The organism is Kitasatospora sp. NPDC098652 (assembly GCF_044760155.1).
GTDB lineage: Bacteria > Actinomycetota > Actinomycetes > Streptomycetales > Streptomycetaceae > Kitasatospora.
In genome coordinates, this window is sequence record NZ_JBIWAQ010000031.1 from 1 (window position 1) to 22,135 (window position 22,135).

Annotated in this window: 21 protein-coding genes; 5 read left to right on the plus strand and 16 right to left on the minus strand. The window is 72.7% G+C overall.

Annotation, left to right across the window (positions count from 1 at the left end; genetic code table 11):
• Positions 1 to 421: 421 nt before the first annotated feature.
• Positions 422 to 1,720, minus strand: coding sequence for a tyrosine--tRNA ligase (tyrS, locus tag ACIQWA_RS37080; protein ID WP_402490712.1), 1,299 nt, complete (start codon positions 1,718 to 1,720; stop codon positions 422 to 424).
• A gap of 320 nt (positions 1,721 to 2,040) precedes the next feature.
• Here tyrS and ACIQWA_RS37085 point away from each other — a divergent pair, with 320 nt between their 5' ends.
• On the plus strand, positions 2,041 to 2,571 hold the full coding sequence (locus ACIQWA_RS37085; RefSeq protein WP_360241232.1) for an HNH endonuclease: 531 nt from the start codon (positions 2,041 to 2,043) through the stop codon (positions 2,569 to 2,571).
• Positions 2,572 to 2,644: 73 nt separating this feature from the next.
• Here the strand turns inward: ACIQWA_RS37085 and ACIQWA_RS37090 are convergent, their stop codons facing one another.
• From ACIQWA_RS37090 to ACIQWA_RS37120, 7 genes are all read right to left on the minus strand, one after another.
• A complete protein-coding gene (locus tag ACIQWA_RS37090; RefSeq protein ID WP_402490581.1) occupies positions 2,645 to 4,606 on the minus strand; it encodes a PQQ-binding-like beta-propeller repeat protein in 1,962 nt (653 codons plus the stop codon).
• Between the two features lie 140 nt (positions 4,607 to 4,746).
• Positions 4,747 to 5,052, minus strand: coding sequence for a 4a-hydroxytetrahydrobiopterin dehydratase (locus ACIQWA_RS37095; protein ID WP_402490584.1), 306 nt, complete (start codon positions 5,050 to 5,052; stop codon positions 4,747 to 4,749).
• A gap of 59 nt (positions 5,053 to 5,111) precedes the next feature.
• Positions 5,112 to 5,291 carry a DUF1272 domain-containing protein gene (locus ACIQWA_RS37100; protein WP_360241223.1) on the minus strand — a complete coding sequence of 60 codons (180 nt, stop codon included), beginning with the start codon at positions 5,289 to 5,291 and terminating at the stop codon, positions 5,112 to 5,114.
• Between the two features lie 73 nt (positions 5,292 to 5,364).
• Positions 5,365 to 6,123 carry a sulfite exporter TauE/SafE family protein gene (locus ACIQWA_RS37105; protein WP_402490587.1) on the minus strand — a complete coding sequence of 253 codons (759 nt, stop codon included), beginning with the start codon at positions 6,121 to 6,123 and terminating at the stop codon, positions 5,365 to 5,367.
• A gap of 210 nt (positions 6,124 to 6,333) precedes the next feature.
• Complete coding sequence (locus ACIQWA_RS37110) at positions 6,334 to 7,386, minus strand: SPFH domain-containing protein (protein WP_402490590.1); 1,053 nt, start codon at positions 7,384 to 7,386, stop codon at positions 6,334 to 6,336.
• Positions 7,387 to 7,396: 10 nt separating this feature from the next.
• A complete protein-coding gene (locus tag ACIQWA_RS37115; RefSeq protein WP_402490593.1) occupies positions 7,397 to 7,819 on the minus strand; it encodes an NfeD family protein in 423 nt (140 codons plus the stop codon).
• Positions 7,820 to 7,941: 122 nt separating this feature from the next.
• On the minus strand, positions 7,942 to 8,733 hold the full coding sequence (locus ACIQWA_RS37120; RefSeq protein WP_402490595.1) for an ABC transporter ATP-binding protein: 792 nt from the start codon (positions 8,731 to 8,733) through the stop codon (positions 7,942 to 7,944).
• 149 nt (positions 8,734 to 8,882) lie between these two features.
• Between ACIQWA_RS37120 and ACIQWA_RS37125 the strand changes: the two genes are divergently transcribed.
• Positions 8,883 to 9,686: a hypothetical protein gene (locus tag ACIQWA_RS37125; protein WP_402490598.1), complete on the plus strand. Its 804-nt coding sequence runs from the start codon at positions 8,883 to 8,885 to the stop codon at positions 9,684 to 9,686.
• A gap of 26 nt (positions 9,687 to 9,712) precedes the next feature.
• On the opposite strand, the gene ACIQWA_RS37130 is transcribed toward ACIQWA_RS37125, so the two are convergent.
• The 3 genes from ACIQWA_RS37130 to ACIQWA_RS37140 all read right to left on the minus strand — a co-directional run bounded on the left by ACIQWA_RS37130 (position 9,713) and on the right by ACIQWA_RS37140 (position 14,350).
• Positions 9,713 to 10,366, minus strand: a complete 654-nt coding sequence (locus ACIQWA_RS37130) for a response regulator transcription factor (RefSeq protein ID WP_360241205.1) — start codon at positions 10,364 to 10,366, stop codon at positions 9,713 to 9,715.
• Positions 10,359 to 11,555, minus strand: coding sequence for a GAF domain-containing sensor histidine kinase (locus ACIQWA_RS37135; RefSeq protein WP_402490601.1), 1,197 nt, complete (start codon positions 11,553 to 11,555; stop codon positions 10,359 to 10,361). Before ACIQWA_RS37135 ends, ACIQWA_RS37130 begins: the two co-directional genes overlap by 8 nt.
• A gap of 152 nt (positions 11,556 to 11,707) precedes the next feature.
• Entirely contained in the window at positions 11,708 to 14,350 is a 2,643-nt protein-coding gene (locus ACIQWA_RS37140; RefSeq protein WP_402490604.1) for an FHA domain-containing protein, read from the minus strand.
• Between the two features lie 235 nt (positions 14,351 to 14,585).
• On the opposite strand from ACIQWA_RS37140, the gene serB reads away from it, so the two are divergent.
• Positions 14,586 to 15,836: a phosphoserine phosphatase SerB gene (gene serB / locus ACIQWA_RS37145; protein WP_360241199.1), complete on the plus strand. Its 1,251-nt coding sequence runs from the start codon at positions 14,586 to 14,588 to the stop codon at positions 15,834 to 15,836.
• Positions 15,837 to 15,936: 100 nt separating this feature from the next.
• Here the strand turns inward: serB and ACIQWA_RS37150 are convergent, their stop codons facing one another.
• The 3 genes from ACIQWA_RS37150 to ACIQWA_RS37160 all read right to left on the minus strand — a co-directional run bounded on the left by ACIQWA_RS37150 (position 15,937) and on the right by ACIQWA_RS37160 (position 18,146).
• Positions 15,937 to 16,464, minus strand: coding sequence for a SixA phosphatase family protein (locus tag ACIQWA_RS37150; RefSeq protein WP_402490606.1), 528 nt, complete (start codon positions 16,462 to 16,464; stop codon positions 15,937 to 15,939).
• A 157-nt stretch (positions 16,465 to 16,621) separates the two neighbouring features.
• Positions 16,622 to 16,744, minus strand: a complete 123-nt coding sequence (locus tag ACIQWA_RS37155) for an SGM_5486 family transporter-associated protein (RefSeq protein ID WP_360241193.1) — start codon at positions 16,742 to 16,744, stop codon at positions 16,622 to 16,624.
• Positions 16,745 to 16,859: 115 nt separating this feature from the next.
• The gene (locus tag ACIQWA_RS37160; RefSeq protein ID WP_402490609.1) at positions 16,860 to 18,146 is read right to left on the minus strand and encodes a CynX/NimT family MFS transporter; all 1,287 of its coding nucleotides are present in this window, start codon (positions 18,144 to 18,146) and stop codon (positions 16,860 to 16,862) included.
• Positions 18,147 to 18,272: 126 nt separating this feature from the next.
• On the opposite strand from ACIQWA_RS37160, the gene ACIQWA_RS37165 reads away from it, so the two are divergent.
• Entirely contained in the window at positions 18,273 to 18,947 is a 675-nt protein-coding gene (locus ACIQWA_RS37165; protein WP_402490611.1) for a FadR/GntR family transcriptional regulator, read from the plus strand.
• Between the two features lie 89 nt (positions 18,948 to 19,036).
• Here the strand turns inward: ACIQWA_RS37165 and fabI are convergent, their stop codons facing one another.
• Together fabI and fabG are read right to left on the minus strand one after the other, a co-directional pair.
• The gene (fabI, locus tag ACIQWA_RS37170) at positions 19,037 to 19,804 is read right to left on the minus strand and encodes an enoyl-ACP reductase FabI (RefSeq protein WP_360241184.1); all 768 of its coding nucleotides are present in this window, start codon (positions 19,802 to 19,804) and stop codon (positions 19,037 to 19,039) included.
• 2 nt (positions 19,805 to 19,806) lie between these two features.
• On the minus strand, positions 19,807 to 20,526 hold the full coding sequence (gene fabG, locus ACIQWA_RS37175; protein ID WP_360241181.1) for a 3-oxoacyl-[acyl-carrier-protein] reductase: 720 nt from the start codon (positions 20,524 to 20,526) through the stop codon (positions 19,807 to 19,809).
• A 316-nt stretch (positions 20,527 to 20,842) separates the two neighbouring features.
• On the opposite strand from fabG, the gene ACIQWA_RS37180 reads away from it, so the two are divergent.
• Positions 20,843 to 21,988 (plus strand): MBL fold metallo-hydrolase, encoded by a 1,146-nt coding sequence (locus ACIQWA_RS37180; RefSeq protein ID WP_360241178.1) that lies wholly within the window; start codon positions 20,843 to 20,845, stop codon positions 21,986 to 21,988.
• Positions 21,989 to 22,135 lie beyond the last annotated feature (147 nt).

Consider the following 22,135-nt stretch of genomic DNA (forward strand, 5'->3'; position numbering starts at 1 on the left):
CGCTGTTGAGTTCTCAAGGAACGGACGCTTCCTTCGGACCGCCTTCCAGCGGGCCCTCCGGGCGCTTCGTTCTTTCGTGTTTCCAGCTTACCAGACGCTTTCCGCTCCGTTTTCCGGAGTTTCATTCATCCGATTTTCCGAACTGGTCGGGCCGCTTTTCGCGACGACCACCACTTTAGCGCATTTCAAGAGTGACTCGAAATTCACGCTCACACCCTGTCGACGGATACGCCGACGAACCCAACTGAATGGGCTTCGAAGTGTGAGAGTGGGTCTTGCTGAGTGGGGTGGCCGCTCCAGCGACTCGTTCAACACTAGGCCACCTGGAGGGCATCGTCAAACGTCGAGGGCGGGATCCGGCTGGATCCCGCCCTCGATCATCGAAGCCGCAGCTCAGCGGCGTCGGTTTTCAGTCATTCGCTCACTCGGCCGAACCAGCCGAACCAGCCGCCGCCGACGCCGGCACCAGCTCCGCCGCCGCCAGGTTCCGCTTGCCACGGCGCAGCACGAGCCAGCGCCCGTGCAGCAGGTCGGCCTCGGTCGGCACCGCCTCCTCGTCCGTCACCTTGACGTTGTTGAGGTAGGCACCGCCCTCCTTGACCGTACGGCGGGCGGCCGAGCGGCTCGGCGCCAGGCCGACGGCGACCAACAGGTCGACGATCGGCTGGAGTTCGGTGACCTCGGCCTTCGGGACCTCGGCGAGGGCCGCGGCCAGGGTCGGGGCCTCCAGGTCAGCCAGGTCGCCCTGCCCGAACAGGGCCTTGGACGCGGCGACCGCGCGCTGGTACTGCTCGGCGCCGTGCACCAGCGTGGTGAGCTCCTCGGCGAGAGCGCGCTGGGCGAGACGGGCGGCGGGGCGCTCGGAGGTCTCGCGCTCCAGCTCCTCGATCTCCTCCTTCGAGCGGAAGCTGAAGATCCGCAGGAAGTTGGAGACGTCCCGGTCGTCCGCGTTCAGCCAGAACTGGTAGAAGGCGTACGGGGTGGTCAGCTCGGGGTCGAGCCAGACCGTGCCGGACTCGGTCTTGCCGAACTTGGTGCCGTCGGCCTTGACGATCAGCGGCGTGGCCAGCGCGTGCACGGAGTTGCCTTCGGCCTTGCGGATCAGGTCCGTGCCGGCGGTCAGGTTGCCCCACTGGTCGCTGCCGCCGGTCTGCAGGGTGCAGCCGTAGCGGCGGTTCAGCTCCAGGAAGTCCATGCCCTGGAGGATCTGGTAGCTGAACTCGGTGTAGCTGATGCCCGCGTCGGAGTTGAGCCGTCGGGCGACGGCCTCCTTGGCGATCATGTTGTTGACCCGGAAGTACTTGCCGACGTCGCGCAGCAGGCTGATCGCCGACATCCCGGAGGTCCAGTCCAGGTTGTTGACCATGCGCGCCGCGTACGGGCCCTCGAAGTCGAGGAAGCGCGAGATCTGGCCGCGCAGGCGCTCGACCCAGCCGGCCACCGTCTCGGGGTCGTTGAGCACGCGCTCGGCGGTGGGCTTCGGGTCGCCGATCAGGCCGGTGGCGCCACCGACCAGGCCGAGCGGGAGGTTCCCCGCCTGCTGGATGCGGCGCATGGTGAGGATCTGCACGAGGTTGCCGAGGTGCAGGCTGGGGGCCGTCGGGTCGAAGCCGCAATAGAACGTGACCGGGCCGTCCGCGAACGCCTTGCGCAGTGCGTCCTCGTCGGTGGACAGGGCGATCAGCCCACGCCACCGCAGCTCGTCGACGATGTCCGTCACGGTCACGCTTCTCCTTCGATCGGGCGTCCGCCCGTTGTCGGCCCGGTTCGGTTCGGTCGGGCTCCGGGTCGGTACGACTCCAGCCTGATAGAGCCTACGCGGTTCCGGCCAGCGAGTTTCCCCCGAGGCACCGGGCCGGTCGGCCGGGGTCCCTCCCCGATTCGGCCGGGGTCCCTCCCCCGGGTTCCTCCCCGATACCGGAAATTCCGTTGTTAGTCGGCTGTGGGCCCATTCAGAGTGGTTTCACCGCCGCGCGGCGGCAGTGACGTGTGTGGAGACGGTCGTGCCGCCGTGGCACGCCCGTGGGAAGGGTGTGCCCAGTGCGCAACACGCTGGTTCTGAACGCGAGCTACGAGCCCCTGACGACGGTGTCGCTCCAGCGCGCCGTCGTCCTGGTGCTCCAGGACAAGGCGGTGGTGGAGCAGGCGCATCCGTTGCGCTCGATCCGGGGTACGGGCGTGATCGTTCCGGTGCCCCGGGTGATCAGACTGCAGAGGTACGTGAGGGTGCCGTTCCGACAACAGGCCCCGTGGTCGCGGCGGGGAGTCCTGGCCAGGGACCAGCACCTGTGCGCGTACTGCGGGCACCGGGCCACCACGGTGGACCACCTCCACCCCAAGTCGCGCGGCGGCGAGGACAGTTGGCTGAACACCGTGGCCGCGTGCGCCGAGGACAACCAGCGCAAGGCCGATCGGACACCCGAGCAGGCCGGGATGAAGCTGCTCCGGCGCCCGTTCGTCCCGACGCCGCAGGCCACCCTGATGCTGGCGCTCGGTCTGCGCGGCTCGGAGGCCCGGGAGCTCGCCGACTGGCTGCCGGCCGTACCGGGGCAACCGGTCACGGCGGCCTAGCGACGGCCCGGCCAACCACACGGCCCGGGCACCCACACGGCCCGGCCACCCACACGGCCGGGCCCCGGGGGGCTCAGCCCTTCGCCTGGAAGCCCGAGGCCGTTCCGTAGTTGGCCGCGTGCTCGGGCACCACGACCACCTGCCCGCCGCCGATCAGCACCCGCCCGGAGAGCAGCAGCGAGCCGGTGCCGGACGGGAAGTTGCCGCCGACCGCCTCCTGGCCGCCCGCCAGCGGGAAGCGGCCGAGGCGGGCGGGCTGGTCGCGGCGCTCGTCGGCGGCCAGCACCAGCGAGCCGCCGTCGATGCCGACGGCCCGGGCGGTGCCCTTGGCGGTGGTCGGCGCCTTCCAGCGCTGCTTGCCGGTGTCCAGGTCGTAGCCGACGGCGGACACCGGCCCGCCCGGGTTCGCCGGGGTCATCGCGGCCACCATCGTGCGGCCCTCGAAGAAGACCTCGGGGGTGGCCGAAAACGTCCCATGGGTGACGGCCAGCCGGCCGCCGTCGGTGACCACCGGGATCTCGGCGGCCGGGTCGCCGGCCGAGCCCCAGGCGAACACCCGGTCGTCCTCGGGCTTCGCACCGGTGGTGAGCACCACGGCGGGTTCGGCGGAGAGCACGGTGACGGTCTTCGGCTGGTTGTTCAGGCCCCGCCACCAGCCGACCTTGCCGTCCGCCGCGTTCAGCGAGACGGCCTGGTCGGCTGGCGTGGAGTCGGCGCAGGTGGAGGCGACCAGCACGGTCTTGCCGGTGACGCCGCCGGACAGGGTGCAGAACTTGCCCTGGCCGGTGTACTGCCAGACGTCCTTCCCGTCGCCCGACGCCCAGGCCACCGCCCGGTCGTCACCCACCGCGATCACCATGTCCTCGGTGACGCCGATCCGCGCCGAGTAGGCACCCTTGGCGTCCGAGAGGGTCTTGGTCCAGGCGGTCTTGCCGGTCTTGGTGTCCACGGCGGCGACCAGCGTGCAGGGGCTCTTCGGGTCGGCCTGCGGCCGGAACAGGGCGGCGCCCAGCCCGGCCTGGTTCACACCCGCCGACAGTCCGCACGGGACGGCCCCGGCCGCCGGGGGCTCGACCGACCAGGTCGGCTTGCCCGCCGTCCGGTCGTAGGCGTGCACGCCGGAGCCGTCGGCGCGGACCACCGCGTCGGCCAGCAGCCAGCTGCCGACCAGCGTGTCGTCGCCCGCGGGCTGCGCGGCGGCGACGGGCTGCGCGGACCAGGCCTTGGTGTGCGCCACCGCGAACCCCGGCTCGCCTCCGCTGCTCGCGGCCGCGCTGCCACCGCCCTCGGCGCCGACCGTCAGCGCGGCGGTTATCAGCACGCCGAGCGCGGCCACCCCGGCGCCGGCCCGCACCAGCAGGGCCCGGCGGCTGGGCACGTGCTCCCCGGTCAGCACGGCCGACCGGACCTTGTCCACGAGCGAGGAGGCGGCGGGAGAGGCGGAACCGCCGTCACCGCGCCGGCCCGCGCGCGAGCGCGCAGCGGGCTCGGCGGGCTCGGCAGGCACCGCAAGCGCGGCGGCCTGGTCACCGGTCTCCCCCACGGCGGCCGCCGGCTCCGCCGGGGGCTCCGGGGATTCCTCCAACCGCACGTACCCGTCGGCCGAGTACTCCGCCCCCGCCGGGACGTACAGCCCGTCCGCCACCGGCCGGTCCTGCGGCTCGGCGGCGTACGGCTGCTGCTGCCCGTGGCCGGGGAACCCGGAGTACTCGGAGTACTCCGGGTGCTCGGGGTACTCCGAGTGCTCCGGATAGCCCGGCTGCGACTGCTGGTACGGCTGGTAGGGCTGCCCCTGGGCGTACCCGCCCTCGACGTAGCCGGTCTGGCCGTAGCCGCCCTGCTGGCCGTACGCGGGCTGCCACTGACCGCCCTGCTGCTCGTGGTGCGGCGCCTGCGGCCACTGCCCGTGCGGCTCCGGCTGCTGCCACTGCGCCTGCTGCTGCGGGTCGTGGTACCCCGGCCAGTCCTGCTGCGGGCCCTGGGGGTACCACGGCTGCTGCTGGGCGTGGGGGTCTCCGAAGGGCTCCTGCGCCACCGTTCCGTCCCTCCCTGCCCCCGCTGCCTGCCGATTGCGGCAGTCAGCATCTCACGCCCGCCCCGGCCGGCCGCCCGGGCCCTCGGCCCAGGACGGCGCGGCGCAAGACCGGACAGGACGGAGCAAGGCGGAGTGGGCTCTCAGGCCGCGGACTCCGCGCGCAGGGCCTCGTCGATCCGGGCGGCGAGGGTGAAGTCCAGGCCGGTGAGGCCGCCGGCGCTGTGCGTGGACAGCACGAAGCGCAGGGTGCGCCAGCGGATGTCGATGTCGGGGTGGTGGTCGAGCGCCTCGGCCTGCTCGGCGACGGCGACGACCACCCGGACCGCGGCCGGGAAGTCGGGGGCGTCGGCGCTGCGGACGATGCTGTCGCCGTCCCGGCGCCACAGCGGTACGGCCGCCAGGGCCGCCACGATCTCGTCCTCGCTCAGTCGGGCCCTGCTGCTCATCGGTGCGCTCCGGGGGTCGTCGGTCGTGCCGGCGGGGTGCCGGTCGGGCGGGGTGCCGGTCAGGCGGCCTTCCGACGCGGACGGACCACCAGTTCGCCGCCGCAGTTGGGGCAGTTGGCGGCCATGGCCTCGGTGCAGTCGGCGCAGAAGGTGCACTCGAAGGAACATATCGAGGCGGGGCCGTCGGCGGTCAGCGACACCTCACAGCGCTCGCAGATCTCGCGCATCTCCAGGGCCATGGCACACTCTCCGGTTCAGGTACGACGGTTCGGTCGGCCGTACGATCCCACGGCCGTCCGAGGCCCGGTCAACTCAGCTCAGCAGCAGCTTGGTGACGGCCGCGAGCCCGACCACCACGATGACCCCGCGCAGCGCGGCCGGCGGGAGGCGGCGGCCGACCTTGGCGCCGATCAGGCCGCCGACCAGCGAGCCCGCCGCGATCAGCCCGGCGGCCGTCCAGTTCACCGTCGCGGTGAACAGGAAGAACAGGGCGGCGACCCCGTTGACGATCAGTGCCAGCGCGTTCTTCACCGCGTTGATCCGCTGCAGCTCCTCCTGGAGCAGCATGCCCATCAGCGCCATCAGCAGGACGCCCTGGGCGGCGCCGAAGTAGCCGCCGTAGATGCCGGTGAGGAACACCCCGGCCAGCAGCGCCGGGCCGCCGTCCGGATCGCCGTCGGCGCGCCGGCGGGCCGCGACGGCCTTGGCCACCCTGGGCTGGACCACCACCAGGACGAGGGCGAGCAGGATCAGCGCCGGGACGATCGCGTCGAAGGCGCCGCTGGGCAGTTTGGTCAGCAGCAGCGCGCCGAGCAGCCCGCCGAGCAGCGAGGCGGTGCCCATCCGGCGCAGCCGGCGGCCCTGGCCGGCCAGTTCGCGGCGGTAGCCGAACACGCCGCTGAGCGAACCGGGCACCAGGCCGAAGGAGTTGGAGACGTTGGCGGTCACCGGCGGGATGCCGACCGCGAGCAGGACCGGGAAGGTGATCAGGGTGCCGGAGCCGACGATCACGTTGATCATCCCGGCGCCGACACCGGCCACCAGGACGGCGATCGCCTCCCAGAGCGTCATGGGTCACCCCTCCTCGTGGTCCTGTCCGAGGGGATCATGCCGGACGGCACACCCGCCCGACCAGGCCCGACCACCATTCGGGACGTACGCCACACCGCCCGGGCAGCACACGAGCGCGGACCGGAGAAACAGCGGGGCCCGCCACCAGCAGGCAGCGGGCCCCGACCGGAGGACCGGCTCGATCACTCCGGTCCGATCACTCCGGTCCGATCACTCCGGGTCGATCTTGCGGTACTCCCGCGCCGGGTCCACCCGGGGCCGGGCGGCACCCTTCTCGACGTCCACCGGCCGCGGCCCGGCCGCCGGGTCGAGCGGCACCTGGGTCGCCGCCGGGGGCGCCTGGGGGACGCTCGGTGCGGCCACCGCGCCGCCGTTGGCGCCGCCGCCGTTGCCGGCCAGGCCGGTGAAGGCACCGCCGAGGCCCTTGAGCGCGTCGCCGACCTCGCTGGGGATGATCCAGAGCTTGTTGGAGTCGCCCTTGGCCAGCTCGGGCAGGGTCTGCAGGTACTGGTAGGCGAGCAGCTTCTGGTCGGCGTCGCCGTCGTGGATGGCCTCGAAGACCGTCCGGATCGCGGCCGCCTCACCATCGGCGCGCAGCACCGCGGCCTGCGCCTCACCCTCGGCCCGGAGCACGTCCGCCTGCTTCTCACCCTCGGCCTTGAGGATCTGCGCCTGGCGCTGGCCCTCGGCGGTGAGGATCGCGGCGCGCTTGTCACGGTCGGCGCGCATCTGCTTCTCCATCGAGTCCTGGATGGAGGTCGGCGGCTCGATCGCCTTGAGCTCGACGCGGTTGACCCGGATGCCCCACTTGCCGGTGGCCTCGTCCAGCACGCCGCGCAGACCGGCGTTGATGACCTCGCGCGAGGTCAGGGTGGACTCCAGGTCCATCGAGCCGATGATGTTGCGCAGCGTGGTGACGGTCAGCTGCTCGATGGCCTGAATGTAGCTGGCGACCTCGTAGGTGGCGGCCCGGGGGTCGGTGACCTGGTAGTAGATGACGGTGTCGATGTTGACGACCAGGTTGTCCTGGGTGATCACCGGCTGGGGCGGGAACGGGACGACCTGCTCGCGCAGGTCGATCCGGTTGCGGACCCGGTCGATGAACGGCACGACGATGTTCAGCCCTGCGTTGAGCGTCCGGGTGTAGCGGCCGAAGCGCTCCACGATCGCGGCGCTGGCCTGCGGGATGACCTGGATCGTCTTGATCAGCGCGATGAAGGCCACCACGACCAGGACGACCAAAACGATAAGGACGGGTTCCACGGACTCTCCCCTAGACGACCAGGGCGGTCGCGCCCTGGATTTCGACGACGTCGACCTGCTGCCCGGGCTGGTAGACCTGGTCCGGGTGGAGCGCGCGGGCCGACCAGATCTCACCGTTGAGCTTGATCCGACCGCCCTCCCCGTCGACGGTTTCCGCGACGACCGCGGTGGCGCCCTGGAGCGCCTCGATGCCCATCTTGACCTGCGGGCCCTTCTGCAGCTGCCGGTAGGCGATCGGGCGGACGAAGGCCACCAGCGCGACCGAGACCACCAGGAAGGTCACGGTCTGGAGGACCACCCCCGCGCCCAGCCCGGCCGCCCCGGCGGCCGCGAGCGCGCCGACCGCGAACATGGCGAACTCCGGCATCGCGGTGAGCACCAGCGGTATGCCGAGTGCTGCGGCGGCCAGGAGCCACCAGATCCAGCTGTCCACACGACCATCCTAGGGAGCGAAGGGCCTTCGAGGCGGACAGTTCCCGCAGGTCGAGGGGCGGAAACCGGTCGCCCGTGCGACCGGTTTCCGAGGGCCCGCGCGGAAGTCGGACGGACGCGGGGTCAGCCCAGCGGCAGACCCTGCGCCGACCAGCGGTCGCCGTGGCGCTCCAGGGTGAGCGGCAGGCCGAAGCACTTGGAGAGGTTGCGGGCGGTCAGCTCGGTGTCGATCGGGCCGGCCGTGAGCACCTTGCCCTGACGGATCATCAGCACGTGGGTGAAGCCCGGGGCGATCTCCTCGACGTGGTGGGTGACCATCGCCATGGCGGGCGCGAACTCGTCCTGGGCCAGCGCGCCGAGCCGGCGGACCAGGTCCTCCCGGCCGCCGAGGTCCAGGCCGGCCGCCGGCTCGTCGAGCAGCAGCAGCTCGGGGTCGGTCATCAGGGCGCGGGCGATCAGGGTGCGCTTGCGCTCGCCCTCGGAGAGGGTGCCGAACTTGCGGCCGGTCAGGGCGGCCATGCCCATCCGGTCGAGCAGGGCGAGGGCGCGGCCCTCGTCGGACTGCTCGTAGGACTCCTGCCAGCTGACCGTCATGCCGTAGGCCGCGGTGAGCACGGTCTGCAGCACGGTCTGCTCGGCCGGCAGCTTGTCGAACATCGAGGCGCCGGCCAGGCCGATCCGGGAGCGCAGCTCGAAGACGTCGATCTCGCCCAGCTTCTCGCCCAGCACCGAGACCTTGCCCGAGGTCGGGAAGAGGTACGAGGAGGCGATCTGCAGCAGGGTGGTCTTGCCGGCGCCGTTCGGGCCCAGGATGACCCAGCGCTCACCCTCGGAGATGGACCACGAGACCTGGTCGACCAGCGCGCGACCCTCCCGGACCACGGATACGTCCACCAGCTCCAGCACGTCGCTCATGCCCACGCCTTCCCCAAATACACAAATGTCGGCCGTCGGTGCGGGCGGCGGACCGACCCCGGCAGCCGGTGGGCACGGGATGGGTGCGCCGCACGCGCATGGGCAAACCTACGCCACGCGGATGACCGCCGATTCCGTAGGCTGGCCGGATGCTCGTGACTCCTGCCGACAATCCGTACGAAGAGCCCCGTTCAGGGCGGCTGACCGCCTGGGGCAACGCTCTGCTGAGCGGCCTGGTGGCACCGGACGACGCCGCCGAGGCCGTGCTCGGCGCCGACGAGGGCCACCGGGTGGCCGACCTGCCCGGGGACGCGCCGGGCGAGCAGCACGCGCTGACCTGGGCGTTGGGGCGGCTGCGGGTGCTGGGCGTGACGGGCCTGCGGCTGGCGCTGCCCTCGGCCGGGCACCCGCTGGGCCTGACCGGCCCGGCGGCGTTCAACGAGCGCGCCATGGCGGCCGGCGAGGCCGTGCTCGCGGTGGGCGCACCGCTCGGGTTGGTGCCGGAGATCACGGTGTTCGGCCCGGAGGGCGACCGCTCGGCGACCGTGCTGTGGCGCTGCGCCGAGGTCGGCGACGCCCCGCCGGCCGACGTGCCCTCGCTGCACGAGGCCGAGCGCGAGCTGACGGACGGGCTGCGCGAGGCGACCGTCCTGCTGACCAGGCTGGACGTGGCGGGCGCGGGCCCGGAGGCGCTGCGCGCCCTGGAGGCGTACCGCCGGCGCGGCCACGCCGAGCTGCTGGCCCCCGGCTACCCGCCGCGCGCCGTCCGGGTGCTGGAGTCGGCCCGCCAGGTGTCCGCCCTGCTGGCGATCGCCTCGGGCGGACACGGCGCGGCCGTGAGCGCCTCCGAGATGGCCGCCCGGCAGTCGGTGCTGGCCCCGCTGCGGCGTACCGCGCGGCGGGCCCAGGTCGCCGCCTACAACGCCCTGGTGGACGAGCGCGAGGACCACTGACGGAGGGCCGACCGCCGGCGGGGGCCTCAGGCCCGGGCCTCGCCGTTGCGGACGGCCCACAGCGCGGCCTGGGTGCGGTCGGCGAGGTCCAGCTTCATCAGGATGTTGGAGACGTGGGTCTTCACCGTCTTCTCCGACAGGTGCAGACTGCGGGCGATCTCCCGGTTGGAGCGGCCGTCGGCGATGTGGCCGAGCACCTCGCGCTCGCGCTCGGTGAGGGTGCCGCCGCGGCCCTGCGGGGCGCGCGGGCCGTCGTCGGCGAGCAGCGCCTCGGCGAGTTCGGGCTGGAGCAGCACGTGACCGGCGTGCACCGAGCGGATCGCCCCGGCCAGCGCCTCCGGGTCCACGTCCTTGTAGACGTACCCGGCGGCGCCGGCCCGCAGCGCGGGGACCATGGTGCGGTGCTCGGTGAAGCTGGTGACGATCAGGATCCGGGCCCGGCTGCCGCCGTCCTTGAGGGTGCGCAGCGCCTCGATGCCGTCGACGCCGGGCATCTTGAGGTCCATCAGGACGACGTCCGGGTCGAGTTCGCGGGCGCGTTCGACGCCCTCGGCCCCGTCGGCGGCCTCCCCGACCACCTCGATGTCGTCCTGGACCTCCAGGAATGTGCGCAGCCCGCGGCGGACCACCTGGTGGTCGTCGACCAGCAGGACGCGGATCGACGGCGTGCTCTCAGGCACCGGGGACCTCCATCTCGACGAGCGTCCCCTTGCCGGGGGCGGACTCCAGGGTGAGCGTGCCGCCGACGGCGGCCGCGCGGTCGCGCATCGACGCCAGGCCGAGGTGGCGGCCGGCCCGGCGGACGGACTCGGGGTCGAAGCCCCGGCCGTCGTCGCGCACCCGCAGCACGGCGCCGCGGGCGGGGGTGCCGGCCAGGGTGACGGTGACCCGGCCGGCGCCGGAGTGGCGCAGCGCGTTGTGCAGCGCCTCCTGGGCGACCCGCAGCAGCGCGGCCTCCTGGGCGGGCGGCAGGGCGCGGACGCCGTCGGCGGCGAAGGCGAGGTCGGCGGTGTGGGCGCGGTCGAGGACCTGCACCTGGGAGGCGAGGGTGGCGCTCAGCCCGTCCTCCTCCAGGGCGGCGGGGCGCAGTTCGACCACCACGGCGCGCAGTTCGTCGGCGGCCTCGGCGGCGAGCCGGGCGACCTCCTCGAGTTCGGCGCGGGCCCGGGCCGGGTCGCGGTCGACGAGCTTGGCGGCGGCCTTGGCGGTCAGCCGCAGCGAGAACAGCTTCTGCGAGACGGCGTCGTGCAGGTCGTGGGCGATCCGGGCGCGCTCGCCGGCCAGGGTGAGTTCGCGGCTGCGTTCGTACAGCCGGGCGTTGGTGAGGGCGAGGGAGGCGTGGGCGGCGAGGATCCGCAGCAGTTCCTCGTCGTGGTCGGTGAACAGGCCGCCGCCGCGCTTGTTGGCGAGGAAGATGACGCCCGTCACCCGGGGTTCGTCCTCGCCGGCCTCGGTGTCGAGGATCGGCATGCCGAGGAAGGCGTCCATCTCGGGGTGGGCTTCGGGCCAGCCCTCGAAGGCGGGGGCCTTGCGGACGTCGGTGAGGCGGGTGGGGCCGGTCTCGTGCAGCAGTTCGGCGAGCACGCCGTGCTGGCGGGGCAGCGGGCCGATGGCCCGCCACTGCTCGTCGGTGACGCCGTCGACCACGAACTGGGCGAAGCCGCCGTGGTCGTCGGGCACGCCGAGGGCCGCGTACTCGGCGCCGAGCAGGTCGCGGGCGGAGGCGGTGATGCGGCGCAGCACCTCACGGACCTCCAGGTGCCGGCTCATCGCGAGCAGGGCCTGGCTGACGGCCTCGATGCCGGCCAGCGGGTCGCAGGCGGAGCGCGGGTCGAGGGGGGTCCGGTGGTCACCGGTCGGGCTGGGCATACCGCCAAACTACCGCCGGCGCGGGGGCGTCCGCGTCCGTCCCCGGCCGCTCCGGGCGCAGGTCCGGGGACCTAGGCCGATGGGCCCGCACGCCCCGGGAACGCGAAGGGCGCTCCCCCACCCGGGGGAGCGCCCTTTCACAGCGGGGCTGGTCAGCCCTTCTGCATGACCTCGGGCTCGTGCCGGCGCTGCAGCCGGGTCACGATCACGCCGATCACGACCGAGATGACGATCAGCACGGCCGCGTCGATCGACCACTGGGCGACGCTGTGGTCCCACAGCGGGTCGTAGTTGGGGTTCTGGAAGTCCTTGTTCCAGGGCCCCATGAGGTGCGACAGGTCGAGCGTGGTGGCCACCATGCCGGTGCCCCAGCGGGCCGGCATCAGCCAGGCGACCTGCTCCAGGCCGGGCTTGCCGAAGATCTGGAAGAGGCAGCCGGTGAACACCACCTGGACGATGGCGAACATGACCAGCAGGGGCATGGTCTTCTCGGCGGTCTTCACCAGCGCGGAGATCATCAGGCCGAACATCATCGCGGCGAAGCTGAGCAGGATCATGCCGATGGTCATCTCGATCATCGGGATGTTCTTGACGATCAGGCCGTGCTCGGGGAGCTTGCGCGGCAGGAAGCCGACGGCGGAGATGATCGCGCCCTGGATGACCGAGAAGATCCCCAGCACGATGATCTTGGACATCATGTACGCCGAGCGGGACAGGCCGGTGGCCCGTTCCCGTTCGTAGATCGCCCGTTCCTTGATCAGCTCGCGGACCGAGTTGGCCGCCCCGGAGAAGCAGGCGCCGATCGCCAGGATCAGCAGGATCGTCGCGGCCCCGTTGTTGAGGTGCAGCTGGGTCTTCGGGTTGGGTGCGAGGCCCGGTTCGTTGGGGATCAGCACGCTGACCGCGCCGATCACCGCCGGCAGCAGCACCGACAGCGCCAGGAAGCCGCGGTCCGAGGCGAGCACCGACATGTAGCGGCGCATCAGCGTCCACAGCTGCGAGCCCCAGCTCTGCGGCTTGGGCGGCCGGACGGCCTCCTGGGCGACCTGGACGTGCTGCACCTCGCCCGCCTCGACGGTCGGGGCGGAGTACTGCTGGTAGTGCACCGAACCGCGGTAGCGGCCGGCCCAGTCGTGGTCGGGGTAGTTCTCGAAGGCCTGGAAGACGTCCGCCCAGGTCTCGTACCCGAAGAAGTGCAGCGCCTCGTCCGGCGGGCCGAAGTAGGCCACCGAGCCACCCGGCGCCATCACCAGCAGCCGGTCGCAGAGCGCGAGTTCGGCCACCGAGTGGGTGACGACCAGGATGGTGCGGCCGTCGTCGGCGAGGCCGCGCAGCATCTGCATGACCTCGCGGTCCATGCCCGGGTCGAGGCCCGAGGTGGGCTCGTCCAGGAAGATCAGCGAGGGCTTGGTGAGCAGCTCCAGGGCGACCGAGACGCGCTTCTGCTGGCCGCCGGAGAGAGCGGTGATCTTGTTGTCGGCGCGCTTGTCCAGGCGCAGCTCGTACAGCACCTCGTCGATCCGGGCGTCGCGCTCGCGGGCCTCGGTGTCGCCGGGGAAGCGCAGCCGGGCCGCGTACTTGAGGCCCTTCCGCACGGTGAGCTCGCGGTGCAGGATCTCCGACTGCGGCACCAGGCCGATCCGGGAGCGGAGTTCGGCGAACTGCTTGTAGAGGTTGCGGCCGTCGTACAGCACCTCGCCGCGGTCGGCCGGGCGGTAGCCGGTGAGGGCGCGCAGCAGGGTCGACTTGCCGGAGCCGGACGGGCCGATGACGGCCACCAGGGACTTCTCCGGGACGCCGAAGCTGACGTCGTTGAGCAGGACCTTCTTGCCGCCCTTGTGGTCGACCTCGACGGTCAGGTGGCGGGCGGAGAAGGAGACCGCGCCGGTGTCGACGAACTCCTGCAGCTGGTCGCCGACCAGGACGAAGCTGGAGTGGCCGACGGTCAACCGGTCCTGCGGGCCCATCAGCTGGCGCTGCACCGGCTGGCCGTTGAGGAAGATGCCGTTGTGGCTGCCGAGGTCGACGATCTCGTAGCGGCCGTCCGGCAGTTGGCGCAGCTCGGCGTGGTGGCGGGAGACCTGGAGGTCGGACACCACGATGTCGTTGTCCAGCGCGCGGCCGATCCGGATGGTGCGCATACCGGCCGTCAGGTTGCGGATCACCGTCGGCTGCGGGCCGCCGCCGTCGTGCTGCGGCGGGGCGGGGAAGCCCTGCTGCTGCGCCGGGAAGCCGCCGTGCTGCGCGGGGAAGCCGCCGTGCTGGGCCGCCTGCTGCGCCGCCTGCTGGTCCTGCGGCGGGTACGGCTGGGCGGCCTGCTGCTGCGGCACGTACTGCTGCGCGGGCGGCTGCTGCGGCCAGGCCTGCTGCGCCTGCGGCTGCTGCTGGTACGGGTCCTGACCCGGCCAGGCCTGCTGCGGGGCGGGCTGCTGGGGCGTCGGGGCGGGGCTGCGGCTGGTGACGGCCTCGTGCACCGGGGTGGGCTGCGGGGCGGCGGCGTGGGCGGGCGCGGAGAAGGCGAGCCGGGGGCCGTTCTCCGGGTTGCCCAGGTTCACCACGGCACCGGGGAACAGCTGGGCCTGCATGGTGCGGGCGCCGGCCACGTAGGTGCCGTTGGTGCTGCCGTGGTCGTCCAGCTGCCAACCGCTGCCGTTGAAGCTGATGGTCCCGTGCTGCCAGGAGACCCTGGCGTCGTCGAACGTGAAGTCCGACTGCGGGTTGCGCCCGATGGTGTAGGACCGCCCGGGCTCAAGAGTCCGCTGCTGTCCGTTGATATCAATGACGAGTTGCGGCACTGCTTGCCTGCCCCGCTCTCTCGGTTCCCCCGATTTGGCCCCCGGCCGGGGGTGCACTGTTCCTCTGACTGACGGGGGGAATCATTCCAGCCCGCCGTCCGCAGGTGAAAGTCACCCCGGGTGACTGTGACCAGGCTGCTACCCGGGGCAGCCGGTCGGGCCGCGGGCACGGGTGTCCCGCGACGTGGGACAGGTGCTCCCGGCGGGTCGACCGACGGGTAGCGTGGGAGCCACCATGAACGCATCGCCCCTGGCCGCTGAGCCCCTCCCCGCCGCCCAGCCCCGGACCGCGGACGAGCGCACCCTGCTCGTCAAGGTGTTCGGCAAGGACCGCCCCGGCATCACCGCCGGCCTGTTCGCCACCCTGGCCGGCTTCGGCGTCGACGTCATCGACATCGAGCAGGTCGTCACCCGTGGTCGCATCACGCTGTGCGCCCTGGTCACCCCGCCCCGCGCGCCCGACGCGGAGGGCGGCCTGCGGGCCACCGTGCACCGCTGGGCGGAGGAGCAGAAGCTCCAGGCCGAGATCCTCTCCGGCATCGGCGACAACCGGCCGCGCCGCGAGGGCCGTTCGCACGTGACGGTGCTCGGCCACCCGCTGACCGCGGCCGCCGTCTCGGCGCTGACCTCCCGGATCACCGCGGCGGGCGGCAACATCGACCGTGTCTTCCGCCTCGCCAAGTACCCGGTGACGGCGGTCGAACTGGCCGTCTCCGGTGTGGCCACCGAGGAGCTGCGGGCCGAACTGGCCCAGGAGGCGGCCGCCCAGCGGGTGGACGTCGCGGTGATGGCCGCCGGGCTGGAGCGCCGGGCCAAGCGCCTGGTGGTGATGGACGTGGACTCCACGCTCATCCAGGACGAGGTGATCGAGCTGTTCGCCGCCCACGCGGGCTGCGAGGCGGAGGTCGCCGAGGTGACGGCGGCGGCGATGCGCGGCGAGCTGGACTTCGCCGAGTCGCTGCGGGCCCGGGTGGCCCTGCTGGCCGGGCTGGACGCCTCGGTGACCGAGAAGGTGCGCGCGGAGGTCCGGTTCACGCCGGGGGCGCGCACCCTGATCCGTACGCTCCAGCGGCTGGGCTTCCAGGTCGCGGTGGTGTCCGGCGGGTTCACCCAGGTCACCGACCACCTGGTGGAGCAGCTGGGGCTGGACTTCGCGGCGGCCAACACCCTGGAGGTGGTGGACGGGAGGTTCACCGGCCGGGTGGTCGGCGAGATCGTGGACCGTGCGGGCAAGGCCCGCTGGCTGGCCCGGTTCGCCGAGCAGGCGAAGGTGCCGCTGTCGCAGACGGTGGCGATCGGCGACGGCGCCAACGACCTGGACATGCTGAACGCGGCCGGGCTCGGGGTGGCCTTCAACGCCAAGCCCGTGGTGCGCGAGGCCGCCGACACCGCGGTGAACGTGCCCTTCCTGGACACCGTGCTGTACCTGCTCGGGATCACCCGCGAGGAGGTCGAGGCGGCCGACGGCGGACTCTCGGTCGACTGAACTGAGGCGTGCTGACAACCGAAGGGCGCTGACGACTGAGGGGCGTGCGGATCGATCCGCACGCCCCTCAGGTACGTTCCGGGGCGAGCGCCCCGGGGGGTCAGTCCTGCGGCGTGTAGTACGAGACCAGCTCGGCCACGCCCGGCTCGACGCCCTTCCACGAGCCGCTGAAGCTGAGCACCGCGATCGCCGCGGTCGGGAAGCCGCCCAGGCGCAGCCGCTCCAGCGCGTCCCGGTCCCCGGCGTCCCCGGCGAGCACCTGGGTCAGGCCCAGCACCCCGGGGTTGTGGCCGACCAGCACCACGTCCGCGTACTCCTCCGGGGTCTCCTGGAGGACGGCGATGATCTCGCCCGGGCTGGCCTCGTAGATCCGGTCCTCGTACACCGTCCGGCGGGCCCGCTTGGGCAGCTCGTGCGCCGCCAGCTTCCAGGTCTCGCGGGTGCGCAGGGCGGTGGAGCAGAGCACGTACTCGGGGTTGATGCCGGAGTCGACCAGCCAGCGGCCGGCTTCCGGGGCCTGGTGACGGCCCCGGTCGGCCAGCGGCCGCTCGTGGTCGTCCACGCCGTTCGGCCAGTCGGCCTTGGCGTGGCGGAGAACGATGATCCTGCGGGGCGTGTCGGCGCTCATACCCAGCAAGCTTGGCAGAAAAGCGGCCCGGGGGCGCGATGCTCCCGGTTGCCGCCACTCCCCCGGGTGGCGGGTGCCGTCATGCCCCGCCGGCCGGGGTGTCACCGGGAGTACGGCGCCCGTGCACCCGCCGGTGCGGGCGGGCGGTGCGGCCGGGTCAGCCCATCGCGGTGGCGACGCTGGCGATGATCGCCACCAGCACCACGATGCCGCCGAAGAGGAGGGCGATGCGGCCGAGCTGCTTGCGGCCGTCGGTGGGGTTCGGGTCGAGAACGGGCATGTCGGGATTCTCCCACCCCGAACACGCCCGTCCCCGACCGGCCCCACCGCCTTGGTCGGGCCTTGACCTTCCCGTTCGGGCCTTCACCTTCCCGGTCAGGCCTTGACCCGCTCGGTCAGGCCTTGACCCGCTCGGCGGGCAGGACCGCCTCGTCTTCGATGTGCCGGGCCTGGGCGGCGCGCAGGCCGAACAGCATCTGCGGCACCAGCAGCAGGGCCAGGAAGCCCAGCGGCCAGTACCACTCACCGGTGACGTCGTAGATCCGGCCGATCAGGATCGGACCGGGGACGGAGATCAGGTAGCCGAGCCCCTGGGCGAACACGGACAGCTGGGCCACCCCGCCGGCCGTCCGGGCGCGCAGCCCGATCATGGTCAGCACCAGCGGGAAGGCGCAGTTGGACAGGCCCACCAGCACGGCCCACACCCACGGCGCCCCGGCCGGGGCGAGCGCCAGCCCGGAGTACCCGGCGATGCCGCAGCAGGCCAGCAGCACCACGAAGATCCGCTGGTCACCGCGCCGGGCCGCCAGGTTGGGCAGTACGAAGGAGACCGGCACGCCGATCACCATGGTGACCGCGAGCAGCACCCCGGAGGTGCCCTTGTCGATGCCGGAGTCCTGGAAGATCTTCGGCAGCCAGCCCATCACCACGTAGGCGCCGGTGGCCTGGAGGCCGAAGAAGCAGGCCATCGCCCAGGCCGTACGGCTGCGGGTGATCGGCAGCCTGGCGGGGGCGGGGGCGCCGCCGGCCCGCTCGCCGCGCTCGCGCTTGGCGATCAGCAGCGGCAGCCAGAGCAGCAGGGCGAGCGCCCCCAGGGCGGCCCAGCTGCCCAGGCCGTACCGCCAGTCCCCGCCGAGCGAGCTGGTCAGCGGCACGCTGACCAGGGCGGCCAGCGCGGTGCCGGCGGACAGCGCCATGGAGTACAGGCCGATCATCGGACCGACCTTCTCCGGGAAGTACCGCTTGATGACCACCGGCAGCAGCACGTTGGAGACCGCCACCCCGGCCAGGGCGAGCGCGGTGAACAGCAGGAACACCGCCGTACCGCCGGCGAAGGAGCGGGCCAGCACACCGGCCGTGATGGCGGCCATGCCGGCCGTGATCACGGCGATCGGGCCGATCCGGCGGGCCGCGGTCGGAGCGGCGAGGCCGAACAGCGCGAAGCACAGCGAGGGGACGGCGGTCAGCAGCCCGGCGAGTGTCGGGTTCATCCCGAGGTCGTCACGGACCTGGTCGAGCAGCGGTCCGAGGCTGGTGACCACAGGGCGCAGGTTGAAGGCGGCGGCGGCGATCGCGACGGCGAACAGCACGCCGAGGTACGTGCCGGGGGCGGACGGCCGCTCGGTCTGCGGCCGCTCCCCGCTCCGTGGGGAGGAGGTGGTGGTGTCTGCTGCGGGAGGCATGGGCGCCATCATAGAATGATGGGATGAATTGATGCACCTCGGAATTGGCATGATGTCCCGACCCGTTCGTCCATCAGCCGCTTTCCCCCCACGGCCCACCCAACCCCGTAGTCGCTAGGAGTCCCCGTGGCGCTGTCCTCGCCGAGGCGCACCCCGTTGTCCGACCAGGTGATCGCGCAGCTGCGCGCCCAGATCACCTCCGGGGAGTGGCCCGTCGGCTCGCGCATCCCCACCGAGGCCGCCCTGGTCGAACAGCTGGGGGTGGCCCGCAACACCGTCCGGGAGGCCGTCCGGGCGCTCGCCCACAACGGGCTGCTCGACATCCGCCAGGGCTCCGGCACGTATGTCCTGGCCACCAGCGAGCTGGCCGGGGTGATGCACCGCCGCTTCGCCGACGCCGACCAGGCGCAGGTCGCCGAGCTGCGGGCGGCGCTGGAGACCTCCGCGGCCGGCCTGGCCGCCGCCCGCCGCACCGACCGCGACCTCGACCTGCTGGACGCCGCGCTGGAACGGCGCGAGGCCGCCTGGCACTCCGGCGACGCCGAGGACTTTGTCCAGGCCGACGCCGCCTTCCACCACGCCGTGGTGGCCGCCGCCCACAACGACGTGCTGCTGGCCGTCTACTCCGACCTCGGTGAGGTCACCCGCGCGCACCTGCGCAACGACGTCGGCCCCGAGCTGATCGCCGAGCGCTACATCGGCCACCACACCATCCGGGACGCCATCCGGGACGGCGACCCCCAGCGCGCCTCGGTCGAGGCCGGCCGCGCCATCGGCGCCTGCGCGACGGCCGACGCGTAGGCGCGACCCGCCTCCGGGGCGGGACCGGAAACACGACTGCCCGGCACCCCCGCGAACAGGGGTGCCGGGCAGTGGCGGAAACCGGTCGGTCAGGCGCCGATCGCGTGCAGACCGCCGTCGACGTGGATGATCTCGCCGGTGGTCTTCGGGAACCAGTCCGACAGCAGGGCGACGACGCCGCGGCCGGCCGGCTCCGGGTCGCTCAGGTCCCACTTGAGCGGGGAGCGGTGGTTCCAGGTGTCGGCCAGGTCGCCGAAGCCCGGGATGGACTTGGCGGCCATCGAGCCGATCGGGCCCGCCGAGATCAGGTTGCAGCGGATGTCCCGCTCGCCCAGGTAACGGGCCAGGTAGCGGTTGGTCGACTCCAGGGCGGCCTTGGCCGGGCCCATCCAGTCGTACTGCGGCCACGCGTACTGGGCGTCGAAGGTCAGGCCGACCACCGAGCCGCCGTCCTGCATCAGCGGCAGCAGCGCCATGGTGAGCGACTTGAGCGAGTACGCCGAGACGTGCATCGCGGTGGCCACGGACTCCCACGGGGTGTCCAGGAAGTTGCCGCCCAGGGCGTCCTGCGGGGCGAAACCGATCGAGTGGACGATGCCGTCCAGGGTCGGCAGGGTCTCGCGGACCTGCTCGGCGATGCCGGCCAGGTCCTCCGGGCTGGAGACGTCCAGCGACAGCACCTTGACCGGCTTCGGCAGCTTCTTGGCGATGCGCTCGGTCAGGCTCGGGCGGGGGAAGGCGGTGAGGATGATCTCGGCGCCCTGCTCCTGGGCCAGCCGCGCGGTGTGGAAGGCGATGGAGGACTCCATCAGCACACCGGTGATCAGGATCCGCTTGCCCTCGAGGATTCCACTCATGATCAGTGACCCATGCCCAATCCGCCGTCGACGGGAATGACGGCTCCGGTGATGTACGCGGCCTCGTCCGAACCGAGGAACCGCACGGTGGACGCGACCTCGGCGGGCGCCGCGTAGCGGCCCAGCGGCACGCCCGAGACGATCTCCGCGCGGCGCTCGTCGCTGAGCACGGCGGTCATGTCGGTGTCGACGAAGCCGGGGGCGACCACGTTGACGGTGATGTTGCGCGGGCCGAGCTCGCGCGCCAGCGAGCGGGCGAAGCCGACCAGGCCGGCCTTGGAGGCGGCGTAGTTGGCCTGGCCCGGCGAGCCGGAGAGGCCCACCACGGAGGAGATCAGCACCACGCGGCCCTTGCGGGCGCGCATCATCAGCTTCGACGCGCGCTTGACCACCCGGAAGGTGCCGGTCAGGTTGGTGTCCAGGACGGACGTGAAGTCCTCCTCGGACATCCGCAGCAGCAGGGTGTCGTTGGTGATGCCCGCGTTGGCGACCAGCACCTCGACCGCGCCGTGCTTCTGCTCGATCTCGGTGAAGGCGGCGTCGACCTGCGCGGCGTCCGTGATGTCACAGCGCACCGCGAGGACGTCGAACTTCGCGAGGGCCTCGGGCACCTCGCCCGAACGGCTGGTGATGGCGACCTTGTCGCCCGCCTCGGCGAAGGCCTGGGCGATCGCGAGGCCGATGCCCCGGTTTCCTCCGGTGACGAGAACCGAGCGGCTCAACGATCCACCTCTCTCCGTGTCTGGGCGCGTCCGTCCGGACGCGTACGCAGTGTGACGCTATCGGGCGGTCGGCGGCGGGGGCGAATCGGTCTCCCACAGCGCCGCAGCAAAGGAACTGTGGCAATCCGACAATCCGCACCCACGGCGCCCGGCCGTCCCGGCCGTCCGCCGCAGGCCGGGGCAGCGCCGCGAAAGGGCGCACTGTGCGGGAACAACACGGGCGGGCGTGCCCGTTGCCCCCGTGGTGCGGGCCGCCCCCGGGGCCGGACGTACCCTTCCCCCGAAGAGTCCCGGCGAGGAAACGAAGGCAGGGCGCATGACCAAGGCACGGCCCGGGAGCACCACCGGACGCGGACGACTGCTCGCCCTCACCGCCCTGGCTGCGGGCCTGGGCACGACCGCCTGGGCGCTGCGCGACCTGCCCGCGGCGTTCGGGCGCCGCCCGGACGGCGAGCACGAGGAGCGGGTGCGGGACTCCCCCCAGTACCGCGACGGCGTCTTCCACAACGCGCCCTCGACCCTCGCCCGGGCCGGGGACGCCCCCAGCGTCGACCGCGACACCGTCCGCCGGATGCTGTTCCAGCGCGAGGGGCGCGTCCCGGCCCACCCGGTGCCCACCGTCCGCCCCGCCACCACCCCCGGCCCGGCCGCCGAGGGCGTGGAGATCACCTGGTACGGGCACGCCTCCGCGCTGGTCGAGATCGAGGGCTCGCGCGTGCTGCTCGACCCGATCTGGAGCGACCGCTGCTCCCCCTCCGCCCACGTCGGCCCCAAGCGGCTGCACCCCGTCCCGGTGGAGCTGGAGGAGCTGCCGCCGGTCGACGCCGTGCTGATCTCCCACGACCACTACGACCACCTCGACATGGCGACCGTCAAGCGCCTGGTGCGCAGCCAGTCCGCGCCCTTCGCGGTGCCGCTCGGCATCGGCGGCCACCTGCGCCGCTGGGGCGTCCCGGAGCACCGGATCATCGAGCTGGACTGGGACGAGACCTGCACCCTGGGCGAGCTGGTCCTCACCCTCACCTCCGCGCACCACTTCTCCGGCCGCGGCCTGACCCGCAACACCACCCTGTGGGGCTCCTGGGTGATCGCCGGGCCCACCCGCAAGGTCTTCTACACCGGCGACTCCGGCTACTTCGAGGGCTATGCCCGGATCGGCGCGCAGCACGGCCCGTTCGACGCCGCCCTGGTGCAGATCGGCGCCTACGACGCGGCCTGGCCGGACATCCACATGACCCCCGAGGACGCCGTCCTCGCCCACCGGGACCTCACCGCCGGACTGCTGGTGCCGGTCCACTGGTGCACCTTCAACCTGGGCCTGCACCCCTGGGCCGAGCCGATCGAACGGCTGCTCAAGGAGGCCAAGGTCCAGGCCGTCCCGCTGGCCGTCCCGCGCCCCGGCGAGCGGATCGACGTGGACAACCCGCCGGAGCTGGACGGCTGGTGGGAGGCCGTCTCCTGACGGCCGCGCACGGAGCCGGACCTCCCTGGCCGAAACCGCGACGCCCCGGGTGAAATGCGCTGGCCGGGAACCCGGTGGAGGGGAAATGATGCGGTGCGGACGCCCCTGTGGCGCCGCACCGCCACCCTCCGCGACCTGGGAGCCCGA